Origin of the sequence: Acidiphilium iwatense (assembly GCF_021556475.1) — a bacterium.
Classification (GTDB): domain Bacteria; phylum Pseudomonadota; class Alphaproteobacteria; order Acetobacterales; family Acetobacteraceae; genus Acidiphilium; species Acidiphilium iwatense.
In genome coordinates this window covers 36,335-56,967 of the sequence record NZ_JAKGBZ010000006.1, presented here as the reverse complement: position 1 = coordinate 56,967, position 20,633 = coordinate 36,335, and the positions used below count along the sequence as shown (strand labels likewise).

18 protein-coding genes are annotated in these 20,633 nt (G+C 64.0%); 10 read left to right on the top strand and 8 right to left on the bottom strand.

Annotated elements, in window-relative coordinates; all coding sequences use genetic code 11:
* The first annotated feature begins 25 nt into the window (after positions 1-25).
* Complete coding sequence (locus L2A60_RS04715) at positions 26-1,969, top strand: phospholipase C (RefSeq protein ID WP_235703218.1); 1,944 nt, start codon at positions 26-28, stop codon at positions 1,967-1,969.
* Positions 1,970-2,062: 93 nt separating this feature from the next.
* A complete protein-coding gene (locus tag L2A60_RS04710; RefSeq protein WP_235703217.1) occupies positions 2,063-2,365 on the top strand; it encodes a hypothetical protein in 303 nt (100 codons plus the stop codon).
* Between the two features lie 114 nt (positions 2,366-2,479).
* On the opposite strand, the gene L2A60_RS04705 is transcribed toward L2A60_RS04710, so the two are convergent.
* A complete protein-coding gene (locus tag L2A60_RS04705) occupies positions 2,480-2,683 on the bottom strand; it encodes a hypothetical protein (RefSeq protein ID WP_235703216.1) in 204 nt (67 codons plus the stop codon).
* Positions 2,684-2,885: 202 nt separating this feature from the next.
* On the opposite strand from L2A60_RS04705, the gene L2A60_RS04700 reads away from it, so the two are divergent.
* The 6 genes from L2A60_RS04700 (at position 2,886) to L2A60_RS04675 (ending at position 8,512) form a co-directional block, all read left to right on the top strand.
* Positions 2,886-4,055, top strand: coding sequence for a M20 aminoacylase family protein (locus L2A60_RS04700; protein WP_235703215.1), 1,170 nt, complete (start codon positions 2,886-2,888; stop codon positions 4,053-4,055).
* The gene (locus L2A60_RS04695) at positions 4,052-4,732 is read left to right on the top strand and encodes a MarC family protein (protein WP_235703214.1); all 681 of its coding nucleotides are present in this window, start codon (positions 4,052-4,054) and stop codon (positions 4,730-4,732) included. Before L2A60_RS04700 ends, L2A60_RS04695 begins: the two co-directional genes overlap by 4 nt.
* A gap of 86 nt (positions 4,733-4,818) precedes the next feature.
* Positions 4,819-5,304 carry a MarR family winged helix-turn-helix transcriptional regulator gene (locus L2A60_RS04690; RefSeq protein ID WP_235703213.1) on the top strand — a complete coding sequence of 162 codons (486 nt, stop codon included), beginning with the start codon at positions 4,819-4,821 and terminating at the stop codon, positions 5,302-5,304.
* Entirely contained in the window at positions 5,304-6,419 is a 1,116-nt protein-coding gene (locus L2A60_RS04685) for an HlyD family secretion protein (RefSeq protein WP_235703212.1), read from the top strand. Before L2A60_RS04690 ends, L2A60_RS04685 begins: the two co-directional genes overlap by 1 nt.
* A 15-nt stretch (positions 6,420-6,434) precedes the next feature.
* Complete coding sequence (locus L2A60_RS04680; RefSeq protein WP_235703211.1) at positions 6,435-8,009, top strand: DHA2 family efflux MFS transporter permease subunit; 1,575 nt, start codon at positions 6,435-6,437, stop codon at positions 8,007-8,009.
* Complete coding sequence (locus L2A60_RS04675) at positions 8,006-8,512, top strand: MaoC family dehydratase (RefSeq protein ID WP_235703210.1); 507 nt, start codon at positions 8,006-8,008, stop codon at positions 8,510-8,512. Before L2A60_RS04680 ends, L2A60_RS04675 begins: the two co-directional genes overlap by 4 nt.
* 16 nt (positions 8,513-8,528) lie before the next feature.
* Here the strand turns inward: L2A60_RS04675 and upp are convergent, their stop codons facing one another.
* Genes upp through L2A60_RS04640 form a run of 7 tightly spaced genes read right to left on the bottom strand, consistent with a single transcriptional unit; the run spans position 8,529 to position 19,773 of the window.
* A complete protein-coding gene (gene upp, locus L2A60_RS04670) occupies positions 8,529-9,179 on the bottom strand; it encodes a uracil phosphoribosyltransferase (RefSeq protein ID WP_235703209.1) in 651 nt (216 codons plus the stop codon).
* Positions 9,176-10,567: a glycosyltransferase gene (locus tag L2A60_RS04665; RefSeq protein WP_235703208.1), complete on the bottom strand. Its 1,392-nt coding sequence runs from the start codon at positions 10,565-10,567 to the stop codon at positions 9,176-9,178. The genes upp and L2A60_RS04665 overlap by 4 nt, the downstream gene beginning before the upstream one ends.
* 16 nt (positions 10,568-10,583) lie before the next feature.
* Positions 10,584-11,435: a hypothetical protein gene (locus tag L2A60_RS04660; RefSeq protein ID WP_235703207.1), complete on the bottom strand. Its 852-nt coding sequence runs from the start codon at positions 11,433-11,435 to the stop codon at positions 10,584-10,586.
* 25 nt (positions 11,436-11,460) lie between these two features.
* On the bottom strand, positions 11,461-14,316 hold the full coding sequence (locus L2A60_RS04655) for a glycosyltransferase (RefSeq protein ID WP_235703206.1): 2,856 nt from the start codon (positions 14,314-14,316) through the stop codon (positions 11,461-11,463).
* A gap of 5 nt (positions 14,317-14,321) precedes the next feature.
* Positions 14,322-16,100 (bottom strand): tetratricopeptide repeat protein, encoded by a 1,779-nt coding sequence (locus L2A60_RS04650; protein ID WP_235703205.1) that lies wholly within the window; start codon positions 16,098-16,100, stop codon positions 14,322-14,324.
* Positions 16,101-16,121: 21 nt separating this feature from the next.
* Positions 16,122-17,585 (bottom strand): HlyD family type I secretion periplasmic adaptor subunit, encoded by a 1,464-nt coding sequence (locus L2A60_RS04645; RefSeq protein WP_235703204.1) that lies wholly within the window; start codon positions 17,583-17,585, stop codon positions 16,122-16,124.
* The gene (locus tag L2A60_RS04640; RefSeq protein ID WP_407932516.1) at positions 17,551-19,773 is read right to left on the bottom strand and encodes a peptidase domain-containing ABC transporter; all 2,223 of its coding nucleotides are present in this window, start codon (positions 19,771-19,773) and stop codon (positions 17,551-17,553) included. The genes L2A60_RS04645 and L2A60_RS04640 overlap by 35 nt, the downstream gene beginning before the upstream one ends.
* Here L2A60_RS04640 and L2A60_RS04635 point away from each other — a divergent pair.
* Positions 19,723-20,130, top strand: coding sequence for a hypothetical protein (locus tag L2A60_RS04635; protein WP_235703202.1), 408 nt, complete (start codon positions 19,723-19,725; stop codon positions 20,128-20,130). The genes L2A60_RS04640 and L2A60_RS04635 overlap by 51 nt on opposite strands.
* Positions 20,105-20,614, top strand: coding sequence for a GNAT family N-acetyltransferase (locus L2A60_RS04630; RefSeq protein WP_235703201.1), 510 nt, complete (start codon positions 20,105-20,107; stop codon positions 20,612-20,614). Before L2A60_RS04635 ends, L2A60_RS04630 begins: the two co-directional genes overlap by 26 nt.
* Positions 20,615-20,633: the final 19 nt, after the last annotated feature.

The following is a 20,633-nucleotide window of genomic DNA, read 5'->3' as shown; positions in this document are numbered from 1 at the left end:
AGATACAGATCGACAGGAGAATTCGATGACGGCTCGCCGCTTTGTCCTACCCTTGTTGCTTTCGACGGCCCTGCTGGCACCCGCGACAGTACTGGCGAACCCCGCCATCGAGGCGCCGGCGCCAAAAGCGGCATTGCCCTATTCGCTCAAGCCGTCGCGGGAACCGCGACTTTCCACCGCGCAGATAGCGAGCCTGATCCGGCATCGCATCAAATACGTGTTCGTCCTGTATCAGGAAAATCGATCCTTCGATTCCTATTTCGGCACCTATCCGGGCGCGGACGGGCTCTATTCGCAGCCGGCTTCCGATACGCCGGGCTTTACCCAGAAAATCATCGGCGTGTCCGGCAAGGTCGAGACGATCCGGCCTTTCGGGATCGGGCCGAAGCAATTCGCCGCCGATACCGACGATATCGACCATTCCCACCCGATCATGTTCGCGAAAATGCATATCGTGAACGGCCATGCGGAGATGAATCGCTTCGCGCTGATCGAGGAGAAGAAATACTGGACATCCGGCGCGACACCCTCGCTCAAGGCCAAGCAGATGGGCGAACTCGCCATGGCGCACGAGGATTGCGACACGATCCCGATCCTCTGGCGCTATGCCGATCGGTTCGTGCTGATGGATCACATGTTCCAGGACATGGTCGGCCCGTCCACCCCCGGCAATCTGTCGATCTTCGCGGCGCAGACCGGCCTGACCCAATGGGCGCTGCACCCGCACGAAGCCTGGACGAGCGTGAACCAGCCGGGCGAGCCGGTCGATGCCGATATCGACCCGCTCTGGGGCTCGCGCGAAGACCCGTTCCACCACAGGCTCGTGCCCTATAACCCGCGCGACTACGCGCATGACGGGCCGGGCAAGGTCCAGCTCAACCAGACCTATGCGACGCTGGCGCTGACCACCGCCGGCGGAGCGGTCAAGGCAAAAACCAGCCACGATCTTAACCCGAAGACCGATCTCGCCGATGTCGGCAAGGACGTGGCGTTCATCCAGCATCTCGACCGGCACAAGATCGCCTGGCGCTGGTTCGAGGAAGGCTATTCGTCGAAGCCGGTTCCCGGCGATCTCGGCCCGAAGGACGCGGAAGGGGTTCACGCCTCCTACATCACCCACCATAACGGCCCGCAATATTTCGGCTACATCGCCAACAACCCGAAAATGGCGGCGGATATGGGCGGGCTGCGCGATTTCTTCGCGGCGGTGAAGGACGGCACGCTGCCGGCGGAAGGCGGCGTATTCTATGTGAAAGGCGGCTACATCAATGGATTCGGGATGAAGCCGGCCGATCCCGATCCGGCGGTGCAGCGCAAGTTCCTCGGCGACGACGATCATCCGGGCTATTCGGATGCCGAGATCAGCGAGGCGATGCTGGCCCGCGCGATCAACGCCATCGCACGGAGCCGATACTGGGCTCATGCCGCGATCATCATCACCTGGGACGATTCCGAGGGCGATTACGATCACGTGCCGCCGCCGGAACTCGCCAAGGCGCCGGACGGTACCGTGCTCAGCGACGGGCCGCGGGTGCCGTTCCTGGTGATCTCGCCCTATGCGCGGGTACATACCGTGTCGCACGCGATCGGCAGCCAGGCCTCGGTGGTGAAATTCGTCGATGCGGTATTCCACCTGCCGCCGCTGGCCACTCTGCCGGACGAACAGAAGGGCCGGGAAATCGGCGAGAAAAGGTTTGGACAGAAATACATGGGCCCGTTCGACGCCGAAACGCCGGACGTGACCAATCTGTTTTCCGCCTTCGACCCGGCAAGGCTGGACGGCAAGGCGAAACCCCTGCCCGCTTCCTATGCGATGGTGCCGGCTGCCTGGACCACCGAATTGCCGGCGCAAACCGGCGCCGATTGCAAGATGATCGGGATCGTGCCGACCAACGTGCAGTTGCGCATTCCGAATCCGATCCCGGCCGATTTCAACCCGCGCCCGAAAACCGATCCGACCAGGAGTTGATCGCCAAAAGAGAGTTCAACCTTGACGTGCATATGGCGATCGTAGCACTCTTCGTTACCGTTCCAGCACGGATCGGCATTGCGGAGCAAAAACATGAAACTGGCCGTTGCGGGACTTGTCGCCATCGGGATGTCGCTCGCCGCCGCCCAAGGGATGGCGGCGAACGCCAAGCCAAAAAAACACGATCATGCCGATCCGGCAAAATTACGGGGCAAGGAATTCAAGACCCTTGCCGCCGCGAAATCATCTTGCGGATCGAGCCCGGTGGTCTGGGTCAACACCCACGGCGTGGTGTTTCATACCCAGAAATCGCGCTGGTTCGGCCATACCAGGTTCGGTGCCTATAGCTGCATGGACGCCGCCAAGGCCGCCGGATTTTGGCAATCCAAATATTAAAGCATGGCTTTAAGCGGAATCGCGAAGCGACCCGTAAAGCCATGAAATTGCTCGCTCAAACAAAGACCAGAGCGCGATCGACTGAAAGTCATCACGCTCTGCGTCGAATCGAATTCAACCCTTGTGCGGCGTGACCTTGTGCGGCGCCGCGGCCATGTGGGCACTCTGGCCCGGCACCTTGAACTGCGTGCCGTAAGACTGGTTGATTTCCTGAACCAGCTTGGCGTGCGGCGTGAAGAACGGCGCCGCGCTGGCGATCATTGGCGCAGCTACGCCAAGACCGGCAAGAAGAACGATTACCCGAGTGGTTTTGGTCATCGGAACGATTCCTTAGATTTACGCGATATCGCAGGGGGATTTCCTGCTCGCCCCGAGACATGGACGCTTCAGACCGGAGACAGAAGCCGCGATCGCGGCCTAAGACTTATGTTTAGCACGCATGAAATCGGCAACAAATTACGGCCTTCTACCTAAAGATTGAATACATGGCAGTCCGCGCGGAATCCAATATGGTAGCCTCATGAACATCGACCCGTTGCTGCACGAATGGACCCCGGAGCTGACCGCCTGGCGGCGCGATTTCCATGCCCATCCCGAACTCGGCTACCAAGAGCATCGCACCGCCGCACGGGTTGCCGAACATCTTGCCGAATTCGGTCTCGAGGTCGCCACCGGGATCGGCGGCACCGGCGTGGTCGGTACGCTGCGCTGCGGATCGGGCAATCGCGCGATCGCACTCCGCGCCGATATGGATGCGTTGCCAATGGACGAAGCCAATGGGTTCGACCATCGCTCGCAAGCGCCAGGCCGGATGCATGGCTGCGGGCATGACGGCCATACCACCATGCTGCTCGCCGCGGCACGCTATCTCGCCACGACGCGCCGGTTTTCCGGCACGGTGCATTTCATCTTCCAGCCCGCCGAGGAAGGCGGCGGCGGTGCTGCGCGGATGATCGAGGACAGGCTGCTCGACCGTTTTCCGTTCGACGCGATATTCGGCGCCCATAACGACCCGAACCTGCCGGTAGGCACGGTCTCGGCCTCACCGGGAACGGTGAACGCGGCCTCCGACACGCTGACGATCCGGCTGACCGGCAAGGGCGGCCACGCGGCGCGGCCGCACCAGGCGATCGACCCGATCGTCGCCGGGGCGCAGATCGTGCTCGGGCTGCAAACCATCGTCGCGCGGCGGGTCGCGCCGACCGATTCGGCGGTGATCTCGATTTGCACCTTCAACGCTGGCAGTGCCCATAACGTCATTCCCGAAACGGCAATTCTGGGCGGAACGGTGCGAACCCTGCGACCCGACATCCAGGACCAGCTCGCGCGCGAAATCCCCGATCTGGTGCGCGGCCTCGCGGCGGCGTCGGACACCGAAGCTGAGGTGAGCTATGCACGCGGCTATCCGCCGGTGGTCAACGACCAGACAATGGCGGAGGCAATGGCGATAGCCGCGGCCTCGGTGGTCGGGGCCGACAGGGTGCGGACGACCCTGCCCGCCTCCATGGGCGGCGAGGATTTCGCCTATTACGCCCTGGCCCGGCCCGCCTGTTTTTTTCGGATCGGCCAGAGCGAGCCTGAGAAAGGCAATATCCCGCTGCATCATCCGCGCTACGACTTCAACGATGCGATTCTGCCGATCGGCGGCGCCCTGTTCGCGGCGATCGCCGAACAGGAACTGCCTGCGTGAGCGTGTTCGGCGCGGCATCGGCCGCGTTTCTGCTCGCGTTTCCCGCTCTGCTCTCGATCGTCAATCCACTGGGTGGCGCGATCATCTTCAACGAAGTCACCGGCGCGCGCAGCCACGCCGACCGGCTCGTCCTGGCGCGGCGGGTGGGATTGAACAGCGCGCTGGTGATGCTGGTTTCCCTCTGGTTCGGCAGCTACATCCTGAATTTTTTCGGGATTTCCCTGAACGCGCTCCGGCTCGCCGGCGGGCTCGTGGTCGCCGCGCGCGCCTATCAGATGCTGTCGGCGCCCGAAGCGCAGGAGGAGCGCAAACAGGCGCAGGCCGCGCCCGCCGAGGAAACCGGCGAAGACATTTCCGCCATCGCGTTCTTTCCGCTCACTTTACCCTTCACGACTGGACCGGGAACGATCGCGGTGGCCATCGCTCTCGGAACCCAACGCCCGGCGGACTATGGCGCGCCGCTCGCACTGTTTTTCGCCGGCGTGTCCCTCGCCGCGATCGCCCTCGCGCTGATCATCTGGCTGGCTTATGCCACGGCCGACCGGCTGGGCGCCATACTCGGCCCCACCGGCCGCCGCGTTGTCGCCCGGCTCGCGGCGTTTCTGCTGCTCGGCATCGGCGCCCAGATCATGCTGTCCGGCGCGATCCCGGTGCTTCATCAAGCATTGCACGGGTAGCTCCGCCACGGCGGGGCCACCCTGCCGAAAACGCAGCACTGAGGCAGTAGCGCTTACTCGTATCGCACCTTATTATCTCTCCCGCGATGGATACCCCTCCCAACGAACCCGATCTGCTGCTTCTGCTGCATGATGTCGCGCGCGCGATGCGTCTCGAACTCGACCGGCGCGCGCGCCTGCACGGCATGAACCGCGCGCAATGGGCGATGCTGCTCAAACTGGCCCGCCATCCGGGCTTGTCCCAGAAGGATCTCGCCGAATTGCTCGAGGTCGAGCCGATGACCGTGGCACGTCTGACCGACAGGCTCGAAGCACGCGGCCTTGTCGAGCGGCGGGCCGATCCGAACGACCGGCGCATCTGGCGCTTGCATCTGAAGCCCGCCGCCGAACCGGTCCTGCACGAGGTGGACGCCCAGCGCGCCGCCGTGGCGGCCGTGGTCACGCACGATCTTCCCGCAGAAACGATCCGCACGATGATCAGGGGATTGATCCTCATGAAGGCAGCACTGATCTCCCCCGAATGCAGCGTGAAAATTCAGGCGGCGACCAAAGCCCAACAGGAGATGGTTTGATGTCCCAGACGAGTTCCGCCTCCAGCGCGGTTGCGCGGGAAGCCGATGAACGCGAGACTAGAGCACGCGCCGACGCTCGGGCCGGCAGGCGTTCCAAGCTTCTGCGCCCTGTCCTCATGGTGGGCGGCGTTCTGGTCATCCTGCTCGCGGTATTGCTCTATTGGCTGTTCACCGGCGGATCGGTGTCGGTCACCGATACTTACGTCAAGGCGGCGCGGGTTCAGCTTTCCACCGATGTGCCCGGCTTGGTACGAACAGTCGAGGTTCACGATCATGAAACGGTAAAGCCCGGACAGGTTCTGTTCCGGCTCGACCCGTCGCGGTTTCTCGTCGCGATCGATCAGGCCAAAGCCCGCGTCGCCCAGGTCCGGCAGCAGATCAACGGCGCGCGCAAAAGCTATGCGGCGCAGCTCGCCAAGATCGATGTCCAGAAATCGATCGTCGAAAACGACCGGATCAATTTCCGGCGCTACGCCTCGCTGGTGCATGGCGGCGGCGTAACCCAGGCCGATTACGACAATGCGAAATACAAACTGAAAGGCGCCGAAGCGACGCTCGATGCCGAAGAGGCGCAAGCCGGCGTGGATCTCGCGAAACTGTCGGGCAATGCGAAAATCCATGCCAGCGACACCCCCCAGTACAAGGCGGCGGCGGCGGCGCTGGCGACCGCCGAGCTGAATTATCGCCATTCGGTGGTGCGCGCTCCTTTCGCCGGTGTGGTGACCGAAACCGAGAAGCTGCAGCCCGGCATGTTTCTTCCCGCCGGAACCGCCGCGTTCGGCCTCGTGTCGTCGAGCGATGTCTGGGTCCGCTCGCAGCCCAAGGAAACCCAGCTCACCTGGGTCAAGCCGGGCGACAAGGTGCGCATCCATGTCGATGCCTATCCGGGCAAGCTCTGGCACGGCGTGGTCGCGAGCATTTCACCGGCAAGCGGATCGAGTTTCTCGATCCTGCCGGCGCAGAACTCGTCGGGGAACTGGGTGAAGGTGGTGCAGCGGATTCCGCTGCGGGTGAACGTGGTGAGCGGGCCGAAGGATCTCGCGCTGCGCAACGGCATGAGTGCCGAAGTCACCATCATCACCGGACATCAGCACAAACTCTCCAACCTGTTCTGATCGCGGCGCGGGATCATGGCCGGCCAGGACGCCCCAAAAGAAGAGGTCATGCGGATCGGCGGCATGCCGCGCGTGATCGTCACGGTCGGGTGCATGATCGGCACGCTGATGCAGGCGTTGGATGCGACCATCGCCAACGTGTCGCTGCCCTATATGCAGGGCTCGCTGTCGGCGTCCTATGACGAGATCACCTGGGTCCTGACCTCATACGTGATCGCGGCCGCGATCATGACGGCACCCGTCGGCTGGCTCGCCACGCGGTTCGGCCGGAAGAACATCTTCCTGATTTCCCTGATTGGTTTCACGATCACGTCGATGATGTGCGGGGTGGCGACCTCGCTCGGGGAAATGGTGGCCGACCGGCTGCTCCAGGGCGTGTTCGGCGCGGCCCTGGTGCCGCTCAGCCAGTCGACCATGCTGGATATCTACCCGGTTGAACAGCGCGGCTCGGCGATGGCGATCTGGGGCATCGGCGTGATGATCGGGCCGATCCTCGGCCCCACGCTGGGCGGCTACCTGACCTATTTCTACAACTGGCGCTACGTTTTCTTCGTCAACCTGCCGTTCGGCATCGCCGCGACCCTGGCGCTCGTCTTCTTCATGCCGAAACGCGCGAAACGGCCGGCATCCGGTCATTTCGACTGGATCGGCTTCGGTGTGCTGTCGCTGTTCCTCGCCTCGCTGCAGATCATGCTCGATCGCGGCCAGGAAAAAGACTGGTTCGGCTCGACCGAAATCATCACTTTCGCGGTGCTCGCGGTCATCGGGCTTTATCTGTTCGTCGTTCACATGTTCACGGCCGAAAACCCGTTCATTCCGCGCGGCGTGTTCCGCGACCGCAATTTGAATGCCGGGCTGATCACGATGTTCGCGGTGGGCTCGGTCTTGCTGTCATCCTCGACCCTTATGCCGCCGTTTCTGGAAAAACTCGGCAACTATCCGGTCGAGGCGGCGGGTCTGGTCATGGCGCCGCGCGGGTTCGGCACCATGGCGGCGATGATGATCGCCGGGCGGCTGTCGAACAAGATCGATCCGCGTTACATGATGTTTCTCGGCTTCATGCTGCTTCTGGTCTCGTTCTGGATGATGATGCAGTGGCTGCCGAGTTCGCCGCAATCCTATCTGCTGGAAACGATCATCGTTCAGGGCGCCGGACTCGGCTTCGTGTTCACCCCGTTGCAGGTTGTCGCCTTCTATACGCTCGATCCCGGACTGCGCACCCAGGGCACGTCACTGCTCAGCCTGACCCGCAATGTAGGCATGGCGGTCGGTATTTCGATCACCGAAGCCGTCCAGGTGCAGATGGCGCAGGTTTCCCACGCCTCGATCTCCCAGAGCATCTCTCCGTTCGACCGGATGCTTCAGGTCGGCGGTTCGGTGGGAAAAATGCTCGACCCGGCGACGAAACAGGGGGCCGCTTTGCTGAACGCGATGATCGATACCCAATCGCAAATCATTTCCTTTCTCGATGCGTTCAAATTCATGCTGATCATCAGCATTCCGGCGGTGTTCTGCCTGCTGCTGATGCGCAAACCGCCCCCGGCCGCAACGCCGGCTGCCGACAAGCACGAGATGGCCGTGATGGAATGATCGCGGACGATACCCTCCCGGTCCGGTATTTCGAGGATTTCGCGCCGGGCCAGATCGCCACGACCGGCGAGGTCGCCGTGACCGAGGCCGACATGATCCGTTTCGCGACGGAATTCGACCCGCAGCCGATGCACACCGATCCCGAAGCGGCTCAGGCGATCACCGGCGGGTTGATCGCCAGCGGCTGGCACACCGCCTCGCTCACCATGCGCCTGCTGATCACCGGACGCGGATACCGCCCGGCTCCCGGCACGCTCGGGCTTGGTTTCGAGGAGCTGCGCTGGCACCGCCCGGTTCGCCCTGGCGACCGGCTGCGGCTTCAGGTCGAACTGCTCGCCACCCGGGCCAGCGCGACCCGCCCCGACCAGGGCATCATCACCTCGCGTTTCACCACGCTCAATCAGCGCGACGAGATCGTACAGACCATGACCAGCAGCGCGATGGTACCGCGCCGGCCGGTCACGGATCAGGCGGATTTGGACACGGCGCGGAGCGTTTCGTAGCGCGGGTTCTTCCGCCCTATTTCGTGCCGAACAGCCGGTCGCCGGCATCGCCGAGACCGGGGCGGATATAGGCGTTCTCGTCAAGCGCGCGATCGATCGCCGCGGTGAAGATCGGCACATCGGGATGGGCTTCGCGCAGTACCGCGACACCTTCGGGAGCGGCAATCAGGCAGACATATTTCACCCCCCTCGCCCCGGCGCGCTTCAGCCTGGTGATCGCCGCGACCGCCGAATGGCCGGTCGCGAGCATCGGGTCGACCACGATTGTCAAGCGCTCGGCGACGTCGTCCGGCACCTTGAAATAATATTCGATCGGCAAGTGGCTGGCCGGATCGCGATAGACGCCGACATGGCCGATCCGCGCCGAGGGAACCAGGTCGATCATGCCGTCGAGAATCCCGTTGCCGGCACGCAGGATCGAGATGAAGCAGAGTTTCTTGCCGGAGACCTGACGCGCGGTCATCGGCTCCAGCGGCGTCTGGATATCGACGGGCTGCAATGGCAGGTCGCGCAGCACCTCGTAGCCCATCAGCAGGCTGATTTCCCGCGTCAGCCGCCGGAACTCGCCAGTGGGGGTGGTGGCCATGCGCAGCAGGGTCAGCTTGTGCTCGATCAAAGGGTGATCGATCACCGTGACGGATGAGGTCGTATCGGCCCCGCCGCTCATCGCACACGCACGGGCTGGGCGCTGCGCGGACGCGGCACGGTCTTTGCCACCGTCTTCGCCTTGTCCGCCTTCGGCGTCGTCCGCCGCTTGACCGGAGCGGCGGCGGCATCGCCGTTCCGTGCGGCGTGGCCAGCGGCGCGGCGCGGCGCAACCTGATCCGCGGCCACGCGTTTTCCGGTGATGCGCTCGATCTCGGCGCGGAACGCGAGAAGGTACTTCTTGAGGTCGAGTTCGCGCGCGGCATAGTCCCGCGCCCCCGCGGAAAGCCGGGCCGCGAGGGCACGATCGTCGAGCAGGCCAAGCGTGGTGCGCGCAAGCGCCGCCGGATCGAGCGTCGGGCTCACCAGCCCGGTTCTGCCATGGTCGACGAATTCGGTGACCGTTTCGGTGTCGGAGCCGATCACCGGCGCGCCGATCGCCAGCGCTTCACGCAGGCTCCAGGACGCAACGAACGGATACGAATAGTAAATATGGGCATCGGAACGCTGCAGCAGTCTGATATGATCCTCGTACGGGATGCGGCCGAGAAAATGCACCCGTGCGAGGTCGATCCGGCCGCCGACCTCCTTCATCATGATCGATCGCCAGGTTCCGCTCTCCGGCGCGGCGCCGTAGCTGACCTCGTCGCCGCCGACGATCGACACGACGGCATCCTTTCGCTTGGCCAGGATGGCCGGCAGGGCGCGCATCAAAACGTGGAATCCACGATACGGCTCGAGATTGCGCGCCACATAGGTGATCAGCTTCTGTTTCGGCGTCACGGTCAGCTTCCCGACCGACAGCGTGCGGCGCCTGATCGCCGGGTCCGGCTTGCAGATGTCGAGATCGACACCTTCGCGAATGATGGAAATGCGCGAGCGCGCCCATTCGGGATAGGTTTTCCATTGCCAGGCAGTCGGCGTCTGGCCGAACTGCTCCAGGGCGGTCGCGAGGTGATTGACGCCGTTCTTGGCCCGGACCGCGCCGAACCGCTCGGGCGACATCGGAAATTCCGGGTCGAAATTCACATCGGTGCCGTCCAGCCGGTAGTAGAACTCGAAATAGCCGAGGATCGGCACGCCCGGAAAAATATCGACGAGATTGAGCAGCTCGCCCCAGCCATGATGACCGATGATCACGTCCGGCTCGAAACCCAGCGCCTTGATCTGCTTGGCGCCGGCATAGCCGGCCTCGGCGCGCCGCATCGCGACATCGAATTCACGGGCGCTGGGATGCACGGCGGCATGAGTCGCCGGCGGCCGCGCATAGGTGACTTTTCGGACCCCGGCGATCTGGTTGCGGTTCGGCTCGGTCATGAACACGATCTCATGGCCGCCCTGGGCCAGGAGATCGCGAACGATATGCAGATACTGGCCCGGAAAATTCTGATGAACGAAAAGGAACTTCACGTGCTTGCGGGAGGTATCAGCGGCGGCCGCGCGCGGCAGCCTTGACCCGGCCGCGCGGCACCAGGCCGATCCGAACCGCCTCGAGCGCCGCGAGACTGTCGGCTTCGCAAGTTTCGTCGTTGCCGACCGGACCTGCCTTCGACCCGTCGACAAAGCTGGCCTCGCAGGCGATATCGAAGCGTTCCGCCGCCTCGCCCTGCAGGCGAACCCGCAGACCAAGCAGCGGCAGGGCCATGCCCCGGCTGCCACAATACTGGCCGGCTTCGACCCAAGGCGAGAGCCAGCCGCGGCCGAGCACCGCCTGATACGAGAAATCGACCGGCGCGATCCCTTCGGGTGCCGCGATCGCGATCCCTTCGATCCACGTTCCGGTTCCGGGCTCGCCGAGCCAGTCGCCGAATTTCGCGCCGACATCGCCCCTGGTCTGGATATGCGCGAGCACATCCATGACCTCGGGAGGCTGGGCGGGTGCCGTCGGCGCCGGAGCCGCGCCGTTGGCAAGGCGCATGACCTGAAGCCGGGGCGCGGCATCGGCCAGCCCGGCAATCTGATAGACGGTGACGAGGATCTGCGCCGGACCTTCGGAAACCCGCACCAAAGCCGCATCGCCATGGCCGGAAAGCCAGCCATCGGCGCGGAATCCGGTGATTTCGATCCCTGTCGCGCCGATCGGCGGCGGCGAGATCCGCACTCCAGGCAGCCCCTGTTCGCCGGTCGCCGCCGCGCTGGCTTCGTTGACGATGCAGAAAAGGCCGGAATCCAGGGTCATCAAATGACCGGTGACTTTCAATTCCTGTATGGAACCGGCCTGCAGGGCCGGCTTCGGCGCTTGTTCCGGTTCGGTCTTCTGGACGGCGGCTCTGGACATCAAGGCGTCTCCGTTAGGGCACTGGTCAATATTGAGCGATGGCGCGTAGGTTCGGCATCGGCGAACGATTATTGAGATCGCCCAAATCCGGCCGCCACGCAAGGAGCGCATCGTTGATCCGCTGCACGGGCATTCCGAGCGGCAAAACCAGGCCGCGACCGGTCGCCCTGATCCGCTCGGCCTGAGCGCCAAGATCGAACGTAACCGCATACAGGCCGCCGCGCCATGCCTCGCTGAGGGCGAAGCACCAGGTTTCCGGCCAGATCGACGGCAGAAAGGCGAGATGCGCCCCGGAACGCCGGATCAGATCCCCCGCCTCGCCCTCCTGATAGGGGCCGGTGATGATGATTCGGTCCGTTTCGATCAAGGGTGCGTCATCCTCGCTGGCGCCAATCACCACAAAGGACAAAGCCAGGTCGCGGGCGGCGGCATCCCGTGCGCAGTCGAGCAGGACATCGTAGCCCTTGGCCGGACCGATCCCGCCGACGACCGCGATCAGGCGGTGGCCTACCCCCACGGGTGGAGGCTTCAGCGCCACGGATACCAGATCGTCCTCCCAGCCCGTCACCGCTACCGCGATTCCGGGGAAATGCCGGCGCAGCCGCCGTGCCGCATCCTGTGACGGCGCGACCACGCGGCGCGCGGCGTGCAACTCGGCACCGGACCGGGCGACGAGATCGGCCGGGGCGATCGGGTCGGTCAATTCGCTGCCGGCCTCCTCGATACAGGCAACGCAGCCATCGACATCCGGCTCGCCGCAATACCGGCGGCGCGGTCCGATCAGATTCACTCGCTTGCAGAAAACCGAATAGTCGTGAATCACGTGTTCGGCCGGAACGGCGAGCCGCTCGGGCAGCGAGCGGATCAGCGGATGATGACCGAGCGTGTGGTGAAATTCGACGTGTTTGACGCGCTCGGCCTTCAACAATGCGACCAACCTGTCGATCTCGCGCGGCAGGCGATATGTCAGGTTGGGAAATTCATTGGAATGACCATCGGTAACGCGCGCCGCGCCGATGCCGGATTCGCGCTCCTCCGTGGTGGAAAAATCGGGCTGCACCAGGATCGGGCGCAAACCCTCCGCCCGCAATTCGGCCATCCGGGCCTCGACGACACGGGCGATACCGCCGCCATGATCGTGCGAGACCAGAGCGACGGCGCCGTTGCGGACCCGCCCGATCCGAAACCGGGCATGGTCGAGGCGGCGGCGCGAATCCCGGAGCGGGTCTGACTGATGGTGAGCTTCGATCAGGGCGTGATAGCCCGGATGCAGCCGCTCCAGCAGGGCGAGATTGCGGGCGCATAGCGCGGCACCGGCCGGCCCGAACGAGGCGCCGCCGCGATGGGCCACGAAAACCCCCGGTACGCCGACATGGCGGAAACCGAGGCCGGCTGCCCGCCTGCACCAGTCATTTTCCTCGCCATAACCCTGGGCGAAGATGTCTTCCCTGAACAGGCCGGTCGCGGCGAGAGAATCATGGCGAATCGCCATGCAGAACCCGATCGCTGTCGGGATATCGATCGCGGCATCGCGGTTCGCGCGCCACGCCAATCGATCGATCGTCGCGACCTCGGCCGGATCGGGTGCGGGATTGCCGCCGCCGCGCGATGGATAGCTCAGGATCGTCGCCTCGTTCGACAGCGGCGTGGCGCTGGCAATGTCCGGCCCCGCATAGAGCGCGGCGTGAAGCCGCGCCGGCGCGCCTGCGGGCAGCAGGATGTCGGCGTTCAGCAGCAGAATATCGCACGCGCCGAACCGGCGCCGCGCGGCACGCATCCCGGCATTCGCGGCACAAGGAAACCCGCGATTGACCCGATGACGAACCAGAATGATCCTGCCGAGACGGCGTTCCTCATCGAGGAACCGCTTGAGACCGGGCTCCGGCGAGGCATCGTCCACCACGATGACCGGGACCGGCTCATCCAATGAAGCGTGGAGCGAGTTCAGAGCCGCCTCGGTCGTCCCGGTATCGCGATAGACCGGCATGACCACGCACAGACGCGCGCGTGGCGGCAAGCTTCGCCGGACCGGCCGCGTCGCGACCGGTTCAAGCCCGGCAACCAATTGCGGATCGATCGGCGAGCCATATAGCGGGGTGCCGTGCGCCGTTTGGACCCGGAACGGCGGAGTGAGGCCCCGCAACGTCCTGGCGCCGATCCGAAACCCGTGACGGGGCAGGAACGGCGCCTGAACCGCCGGTTCGAGCATCCGGCGAGGCCGGATATTCCGCCACCGCCCAGCCGAATCGACCAGAACCAAAACGGGCGACCGGCTCGGCGCGGCCCAATTGATCGCCCAGCCGGACATGCCTGCTCCATCCGCCTCGACGATACCGTCGATCCGACGCAATGAAGCGAGATCAATCGGGCTGCCGAGCAGGCGACTGCCATCGGAAGTGACATCCAGCCGCGACGCCTCTTCGTGTACCACTGAACGAGGCGCTTCGATCCGCAACCGCTCCCCAGCGGCGATACCGCACCAGCCCTGCATCCCATTGCTCCGCGCGATTTCTCCGGCAAGGCGCCCGAACGTCGCATCCGGCGGGATCTCATAGCGTCCCAGCATGGCATCGAGAGCCCGCGCCGCCCTCGCGCGATCGCCGTCGCGCTGGCTTACCCGCGCCAGCGCGATCCATGCGGCGGAGCAGTCGTAGCCAGCGGCGATCGCCTCCAGTTCGTCGCCAGCCTTGGAATCGCCCAAGGCGGCAAGCACCAGTGCCAGATCGAAACGCGGCCTGGGGTCATCCGGTGCGATCCGGCAGGCGCGCTCCAGCCAGAAGCGCGCGCGCGGAAAATCGCCGGCATCGAGTGCAATTCTGCCGCGCGACCACGCATCGGCGGCCTCGCGATCGCGCCTTTGCCGGACCGGGTCGGCAGTCATCCCATTCAATCGCTGGCGGCACGGCTGGGAAGCGGGTCTTCCTGGGATGCCAGTTCGGCGAGATCCAGCCTGGCCTCGTCGATGCCCTGGGCCAAAGCGCGCTTGAGCCATTGGGCCGCCAGGACCGGATCGGCCGGTCCGGCAAGCCCTTTCCGCAGATAGCGCCCCAGCATCAACTGCGCGACCGGATGGTTCAGTTCGGCGGCCCTGGCGAACCAGATTTGCGCCTGCACCCGCTCGGTCGGAATGTCGTGCCCGCCGCCATAAAGCGCACCCAGGGCGAACATCGCACCGGCATGGCCGGCATCGGCCGCACGGCGGAACATGTCGCTTGCGGCGGCATGATCCTGCGCGCAGCCGCGCCCGTTGACCATCAATTCCGCAACGGTGACCATTGCCTCGACCATGCCCGAATCGGCTGCGCGGCGGATCCAGCGATAGGCTTCGGTCGGGTTTGCCGAAACCCCCTTGCCGTCGAGCAGCATCCGGCCATACCAATATTGCGCGTTGACGACGCCCTCCGCCGCCCGGCGCAACCAGGTCACGGCCCGCCCCTCATCGCGCTTCATGCCGATGCCTTCGGCGAGGCAGACGCCATAATTGAACGCACCGATCAAATCGCCCGATTCGGCGGCCCGTTCGAACCATTCATGGATCGGCAAGCCGTCCAGCGACGACTGCCGCGCCTCGCCCTTGAGCATCAGATTGCCGAGATCCGCCTGAGCCGCGGAATCGCCCTGCTCGGCGGCGCGGGCGAGCCAGCGCGCCGCTTCGTCGGGGTCGCGCGCCACGCCCGCGCCGGTCAGATAGAGCATGCCGCCCGCACGCGCGGCGGTCCGGTGCCCCGCTTCGGCGGCAACCCGGAACCAGATCGCTGCTTCGGCATAATTGGGCGGCAATTCTCCGCCGCGCGCATAGAGGTCGCCGACCAGGGCGGCCGCCTCGGGATCGCCCGCCAATGCCGCGCGACGGAGCCAGGATTCGCCCTCGATCGGATCCGGCGCGCAGCCCTGCCCGGTCAGCAGCATGGCGCCGAGCTTCGCCTGGGCATTCCGCACGCCGTGGATCGCCGCCTTGCGGTAATGGTTCAGCGCGCGCGCCGGATCGGGCAGCACGCCGACCGCCTGCTCATGGATAACGCCAAGCAGGTAATGCGCGGTCGGCAGATCGGCCTCGGCGGCTTTTTCGATCTCGCGCATCGCCGCGACGGTTTTCTCGCCGTCATCAGCGCGGCGCATCAGGATCATGCCGATTCCAAGATGTCCCTGCGGCCAGCCTTGATCGGCGGATTTGCGATACCATGATTCGGCCTGCTCCGGGTCGCGCAGATCCTCGGGACCGTTTGCCAGGATGTAACCGAGCAGCGCCTGGCCATCCGCCGCGCCGGCTTCGGCGGCACGCCGCGCCCAGACCAAGGCCGCCGGATAATCGGCATCCCTGTTTTGTGATTCCCCGATCGTGTCGCCGAACAGGGTTGCCGTTTGCCCGACCTGATGGCTCTGGAGCCCATGAAGAAACAGCCCGGCGATCCGGCACTGGCTCTCGATATGCCCGCTCTCGGCCGCACGCATGAACCATCGCGCGGCTTCGCGCGGGTTATGCCCGAGGCCGTTTCCCTCAAGATAGGCCTCGCCCACGCGAAATTGCGCTTCGACAATCCCCGCCTCGGCCGCGACGCTGAACAGCCTGGCCGCCCGGTCCCATTGTTTCTGGCCGGCAAGCTCCTCGGCGCGCTTCAATGCCCGGCGTGGCGATAATGCGGCAAAACGATCAAGAGGGTTCATGATGGCCGGTATCGTATCGGTTCACGGCTCCCGCATGCTGTCATAGGCGACAGGCATGATCTTGGTGACGAAATAGGACAGGATGGTCCGGCGCCCGACCTTGATGTTCGCCTGCAAGGGCATGCCGGGCACCAGACGGAAACCCGACGGCGTGTTATGCAGCATCAACTCGTCCAGCGATATCCGAGCCTTGTAATAAAGCGTGTGCGGACGGTTCGGCAGCGCGGAACCGCCTTCGCCCGGCTGCATCTCGGGGCTGAAACTGTCGGCGCTGACCGATTTCAGCGTGCCCTTGGCGGATCCGTAACGGAGAAAATCGAACGTGTCGAAATTGACCGTGACCGGATCGCCGACATGCACATAGCCCGATTCCGTGCCGCTGATATCCGCCTCGATCGACAAGGGCGCATCGATCGGCACCAGCGAAATGAATTTCTGGCCGGACTGCAACACCGATCCGACCGAAACATGAGCGATCGTCAGAACGATGGCATCGCGCGGCGCGCGCAGAACGACGAGTTGGCTCTGCAACCTCGCCTTTGCCAGATCCTGCTCGGCGGTAATCAATTTGCTCGTGGTTTTCGCGAGATCTTCGGAAACGCCGGCGGCCCATTTCTTTTGATAGGCATCCCGTTCGGCGCGCTGTGCCGCGAGATCGCGCTCGCCTGCCGCGGCGGTCGCGATCGCGCTCGACAGGGAACTGGACACCGTGAGCCTGTCGTTGAGCGCGATGAGCGAGTTCAGCTTGCTTCCCACCTGCAATTTCTGCAACTGGTTGCGCATGTTCTCGACATCCTGCGCCACATTGACGCGCTTCTTGTAGAACGAAGCCTCGTGCTCGCTTTTCGCCACGATCATCTGCAGCTCGGCGATTTTCTGGTTATAATTTTCGATCGTATAGGTTCTCTCGGCTCCCCGGCTCTGAAAAATCGCGGCCTGCAGCGCCTCGGCCGTATTCGGGTGCCGAGGTGCGTAAACCGTACCGTTCGCTTCGGCCTCAAGCCGCGTCTGCTCCGCCGACAGCGCGACGACCTGCGCCTTGAGCGCCTTGAGATTGGCATGAGCGAAGGTCGGGTTGAGCTGGGCGAGCAATTGACCCTTGCGGACGATCTCTCCCTCGTGAACCTTGATCGACTGCACGATCGACGTGTCGAACGGCTGCATCATGATCGTTGGCGCTGACGAGACAAGCTTGCCCTGCGCGGTGACGACCTTGCTGACCCGAACGGTCGCCGCGATCGCCAGGAGCGCGAACACCATCGCGGTGACGATCAGCGCGGTATAACGCGAGACGGCCGATACCGGCGTCGCGATCACCGCGGCGGTGGGCGACTGGAATTCGAGCAGCGCCATCGGCGTATCGCCAAGCTGGGCCGGAGTCGCCAGACTCATGCCCGAGGCGTCCTGAATGCCGGGATTGTTGTCGCCCTTCCGCCCAAGGGCCGGGAGGTTAATCTCCTTGAGCAAGCGTCGGAGTCGGCGCATGACGGCCTCCCTCGGGATTCATGTGGCGGTTCTGCTGGAGCCAGAGATGGCGGTAGATCGCGCATCGCTCGACGAGTTCGCCGTGCTTGCCGAGATCGATCACCTGCCCCGCATCCATCACCAGGATCTGGTCGCATTCGACCAGCGAGGCAAGCCGGTGCGAGATGATGACCATCGTTCGCCCGCGCGCGATTCGCAGAAGATTCGCGTTGATCAGCGCCTCGCTCTCGGGATCGAGCGCGCTGGTGGCTTCATCGAGGATCAGCAGGCGCGGATCGGCGATCAGAGCGCGCGCGATGGCGAGCCGCTGCTTCTGCCCGCCCGAAAGATTGGGCGAGCCTTCCTGCACGAAGGTTTCATAGCCTTGCGGCAGGCGTTCGATGAATTCCTCGGCGCCGGCAAGCCGGGCGGCACGGATCGCGTCCTCGAAGCTCAGCCCAGGTCTTCCGGCGACGATGTTATCGCGCACCGAGCCCCGGAACAGGAAATTATCCTGCAGCACGACCCCGAAGCTCTTGCGCAGGTGCCGCAGATTGATCTCGCGCAACTCGGTGTTATCGATCTTGACCGCGCCGGTATATTCGCGATTGATCCCTTGCAGCAGGCGGGTAATCGTCGATTTGCCCGAGCCCGACCGGCCGACGATGCCGAGCATGGTGCCTTCGGGGACCGCGAAATTCACCTTGTTCAAGGCAGGCGTCTTGGTGCCTTCATAGGTGAATGTGACGTTTTCGAATTCGACCGATCCCTCGAAGCGCGGGCGCAAACCGGTCGTCAGCGCGCGGCGCTCGGTCGGGCGGTTCAGCACCTGTCCGACGATGCCGACCGCCGCCCTCGCCTCCTGCGCATCCTGGATCAGCCGCGCGAAGGACACCAGAGGTCCGGCAACCCTGCCGCCGAGCAGCATGAAGCCGACAAGCCCGCCAAGCGCCAGCGGGTTTTGCGACGTCACCGCGAGGTAGCCGCCAAGAAGCAGCACACCGCCCTGGGCATAACGCTCGAACGGCAGCGACAGCGCGACAGGCCAGTTGGTCAATCTGCCCATCTGGATATTGAGCCGGCTGGTTTCGGCGACGCGCTCATCCCACTCGTCGGCGCGCACTTTTTCCAGCGCCAGCGCTTTGACCGTGCGAATCCCGTAGATGCTTTCCACCATCACCGCGCCCTTGAGGCTTTCGGCGGCGATGATCTTGCCGGTCAGGCGCGCGATCGCGGGCAGGAAGGAGGTGATGATAACGGCAATGATCGCGGCCGCGATCAGGATCGTCCATGCCAGGAATGCATCGAGATAGAACAGGATGGGCAGAATCAGCGCCACCATGAACATGTCGATGAAGGTCGAGAGCAGGCGTCCGGTGATGAAGTCGCGAACGCGATAGATCTGCGCGGCCTTATACGACAATTCGCCCGCCTGGTTCTTTTCGAAGAAATCGATCGGCAGCGTCATCAGACGGTCGAAAATCATCAGGTTCAATCGCGCATCGAGCCTGGTCGAGAGAATGACCAGCATCATTCGCCTTCCCCAGGTCAGGATCGCTTCCCAGATGATGGCGACGATGAACACCAGCGTCACCAGGATCAGGGTATTCATGCTGCGATAGATGATCACGGTGTTCAGCACGACCATGATCATCAGAATCGGCAGAACCTGCAGGATGGTCAGCGTGACCGAACTGATCGCGACATCCCGCAGAATGCGCTTTTCGACCCAGACCATCTTCCACAGCAGCGCGAAGTTGAATGCCGGCTCAACCTCCTGCCCGCCCCGCTCGCCCCTGATCAGCAGGACGGCACCGTCCCACACCTGGCGCAACTGGAGTTCGTCGACCGCCACGGGCGCCGAGCCCAGAGGTGCTCGGGGATCGCGCACGAAAATGATCCCGCGGTCCCGGTCATGCGCGACCATGATCGCGGCACCGCCATCCTGCAACAGCAGAACGACCGGCGTGGTGGTCTCGACCTTGAGCAATTGCCGGAAATTGAGGCGAATCCCGCGCGCCCACAGCCCGGATTCCCGCAGCCACTCCACGAGGTGCGGAGACATGGGCGCTGTTTCCGCCGGATCGGACCGGAGGGTTTCGATGTCGAGGTCGACCCCGTGAAAGCGGGCGACTGCCTTTACGGCCAGGATGCGGACATGGAGAGTTTCTGGCTGCTCGTGTCCGGTCGTATCGGAAGCGTCATTCATCGGGCGTATCGTCCTTCCGTCTGCCCAGGCGGGAATCGTCCGGCACAGAGCCATGGCGTTCGATGGCTTCGGCACGGCAGGCGGGCTCGCGCGCCGCCCGTCTTCTTGGATGTTTCTTTTGAATTCAATCGGTTAACTAAAGATATCGCCATCAAGCTCGTCAATAGCATAAGGGGCATCGGCGTTTCTATAGCATCGAATTCCGATAATCCGATTAATTTTCCACAAGCCATCTCTCGATTGGCACAAATCCGCCCCTTGATCGCGCTCTTGCATCATCCCGCTTCAGTGCGGCATCCCTGTTCGAAACAGGAATGGAGTCCGCCGCATCATGGAAATCCGCCCGGCAACCCCTGACGATCTGGCCGAATGCCAGGCGATCTACGCCCACCATGTCCTGGAAGGCACTGGAACCTTCGAGGAAACGCCTCCCTCGCTCGAGACGATGACCCGGCGCTACCATGGTATCGTGGATGCCGGGCGATCCTGGCTGGTCACAACCGACGATACCGGCGTGCTCGGTTTCGCCTATTTCGATCAATATCGCCCCCGATCGGCCTATCGGTTCGCCGCCGAAGACAGTGTCTATGTCCGCGAGGATGTGCGGGGCCAGGGAGTCGGCAAAGCGCTCGTGCGCCGCCTGCTCGCCGATGCGAGCGAGGCCGGATTTCGCCAGATGCTGGCGGTCATCGGAGATTCGCAAAATATCGGATCGATCGGGGTTCATGCCAGCCTGGGCTTCCAGCGGGTCGGCATTCTTCGCGATGTCGGGTTCAAGTTCGGCCGGTGGCTGGACGTCGTCATCATGCAGCGAAGCCTCGCCGGCGATTATCAGGCTTAGATTTCGAGGGCTTTGCGGT

What these genes read in the sequence shown, in the direction of transcription:
- L2A60_RS04675 (WP_235703210.1), top strand. Translation starts at nt 8,006, where the DNA reads ATGATCGCGGACGATACCCTCCCGGTCCGGTATTTCGAGGATTTCGCG.
- L2A60_RS04685 (WP_235703212.1), top strand. Translation starts at nt 5,304, where the DNA reads ATGTCCCAGACGAGTTCCGCCTCCAGCGCGGTTGCGCGGGAAGCCGAT.
- L2A60_RS04650 (WP_235703205.1), bottom strand. Translation starts at nt 16,100, where the DNA reads ATGAACCCTCTTGATCGTTTTGCCGCATTATCGCCACGCCGGGCATTG.
- L2A60_RS04700 (WP_235703215.1), top strand. Translation starts at nt 2,886, where the DNA reads ATGAACATCGACCCGTTGCTGCACGAATGGACCCCGGAGCTGACCGCC.
- L2A60_RS04710 (WP_235703217.1), top strand. Translation starts at nt 2,063, where the DNA reads ATGAAACTGGCCGTTGCGGGACTTGTCGCCATCGGGATGTCGCTCGCC.
- L2A60_RS04645 (WP_235703204.1), bottom strand. Translation starts at nt 17,585, where the DNA reads ATGCGCCGACTCCGACGCTTGCTCAAGGAGATTAACCTCCCGGCCCTT.
- upp (WP_235703209.1), bottom strand. Translation starts at nt 9,179, where the DNA reads ATGAGCGGCGGGGCCGATACGACCTCATCCGTCACGGTGATCGATCAC.
- L2A60_RS04630 (WP_235703201.1), top strand. Translation starts at nt 20,105, where the DNA reads ATGGAAATCCGCCCGGCAACCCCTGACGATCTGGCCGAATGCCAGGCG.
- L2A60_RS04635 (WP_235703202.1), top strand. Translation starts at nt 19,723, where the DNA reads ATGGAGAGTTTCTGGCTGCTCGTGTCCGGTCGTATCGGAAGCGTCATT.
- L2A60_RS04690 (WP_235703213.1), top strand. Translation starts at nt 4,819, where the DNA reads ATGGATACCCCTCCCAACGAACCCGATCTGCTGCTTCTGCTGCATGAT.
- L2A60_RS04655 (WP_235703206.1), bottom strand. Translation starts at nt 14,316, where the DNA reads ATGACTGCCGACCCGGTCCGGCAAAGGCGCGATCGCGAGGCCGCCGAT.
- L2A60_RS04715 (WP_235703218.1), top strand. Translation starts at nt 26, where the DNA reads ATGACGGCTCGCCGCTTTGTCCTACCCTTGTTGCTTTCGACGGCCCTG.
- L2A60_RS04705 (WP_235703216.1), bottom strand. Translation starts at nt 2,683, where the DNA reads ATGACCAAAACCACTCGGGTAATCGTTCTTCTTGCCGGTCTTGGCGTA.
- L2A60_RS04660 (WP_235703207.1), bottom strand. Translation starts at nt 11,435, where the DNA reads ATGTCCAGAGCCGCCGTCCAGAAGACCGAACCGGAACAAGCGCCGAAG.
- L2A60_RS04640 (WP_407932516.1), bottom strand. Translation starts at nt 19,773, where the DNA reads ATGAATGACGCTTCCGATACGACCGGACACGAGCAGCCAGAAACTCTC.
- L2A60_RS04680 (WP_235703211.1), top strand. Translation starts at nt 6,435, where the DNA reads ATGGCCGGCCAGGACGCCCCAAAAGAAGAGGTCATGCGGATCGGCGGC.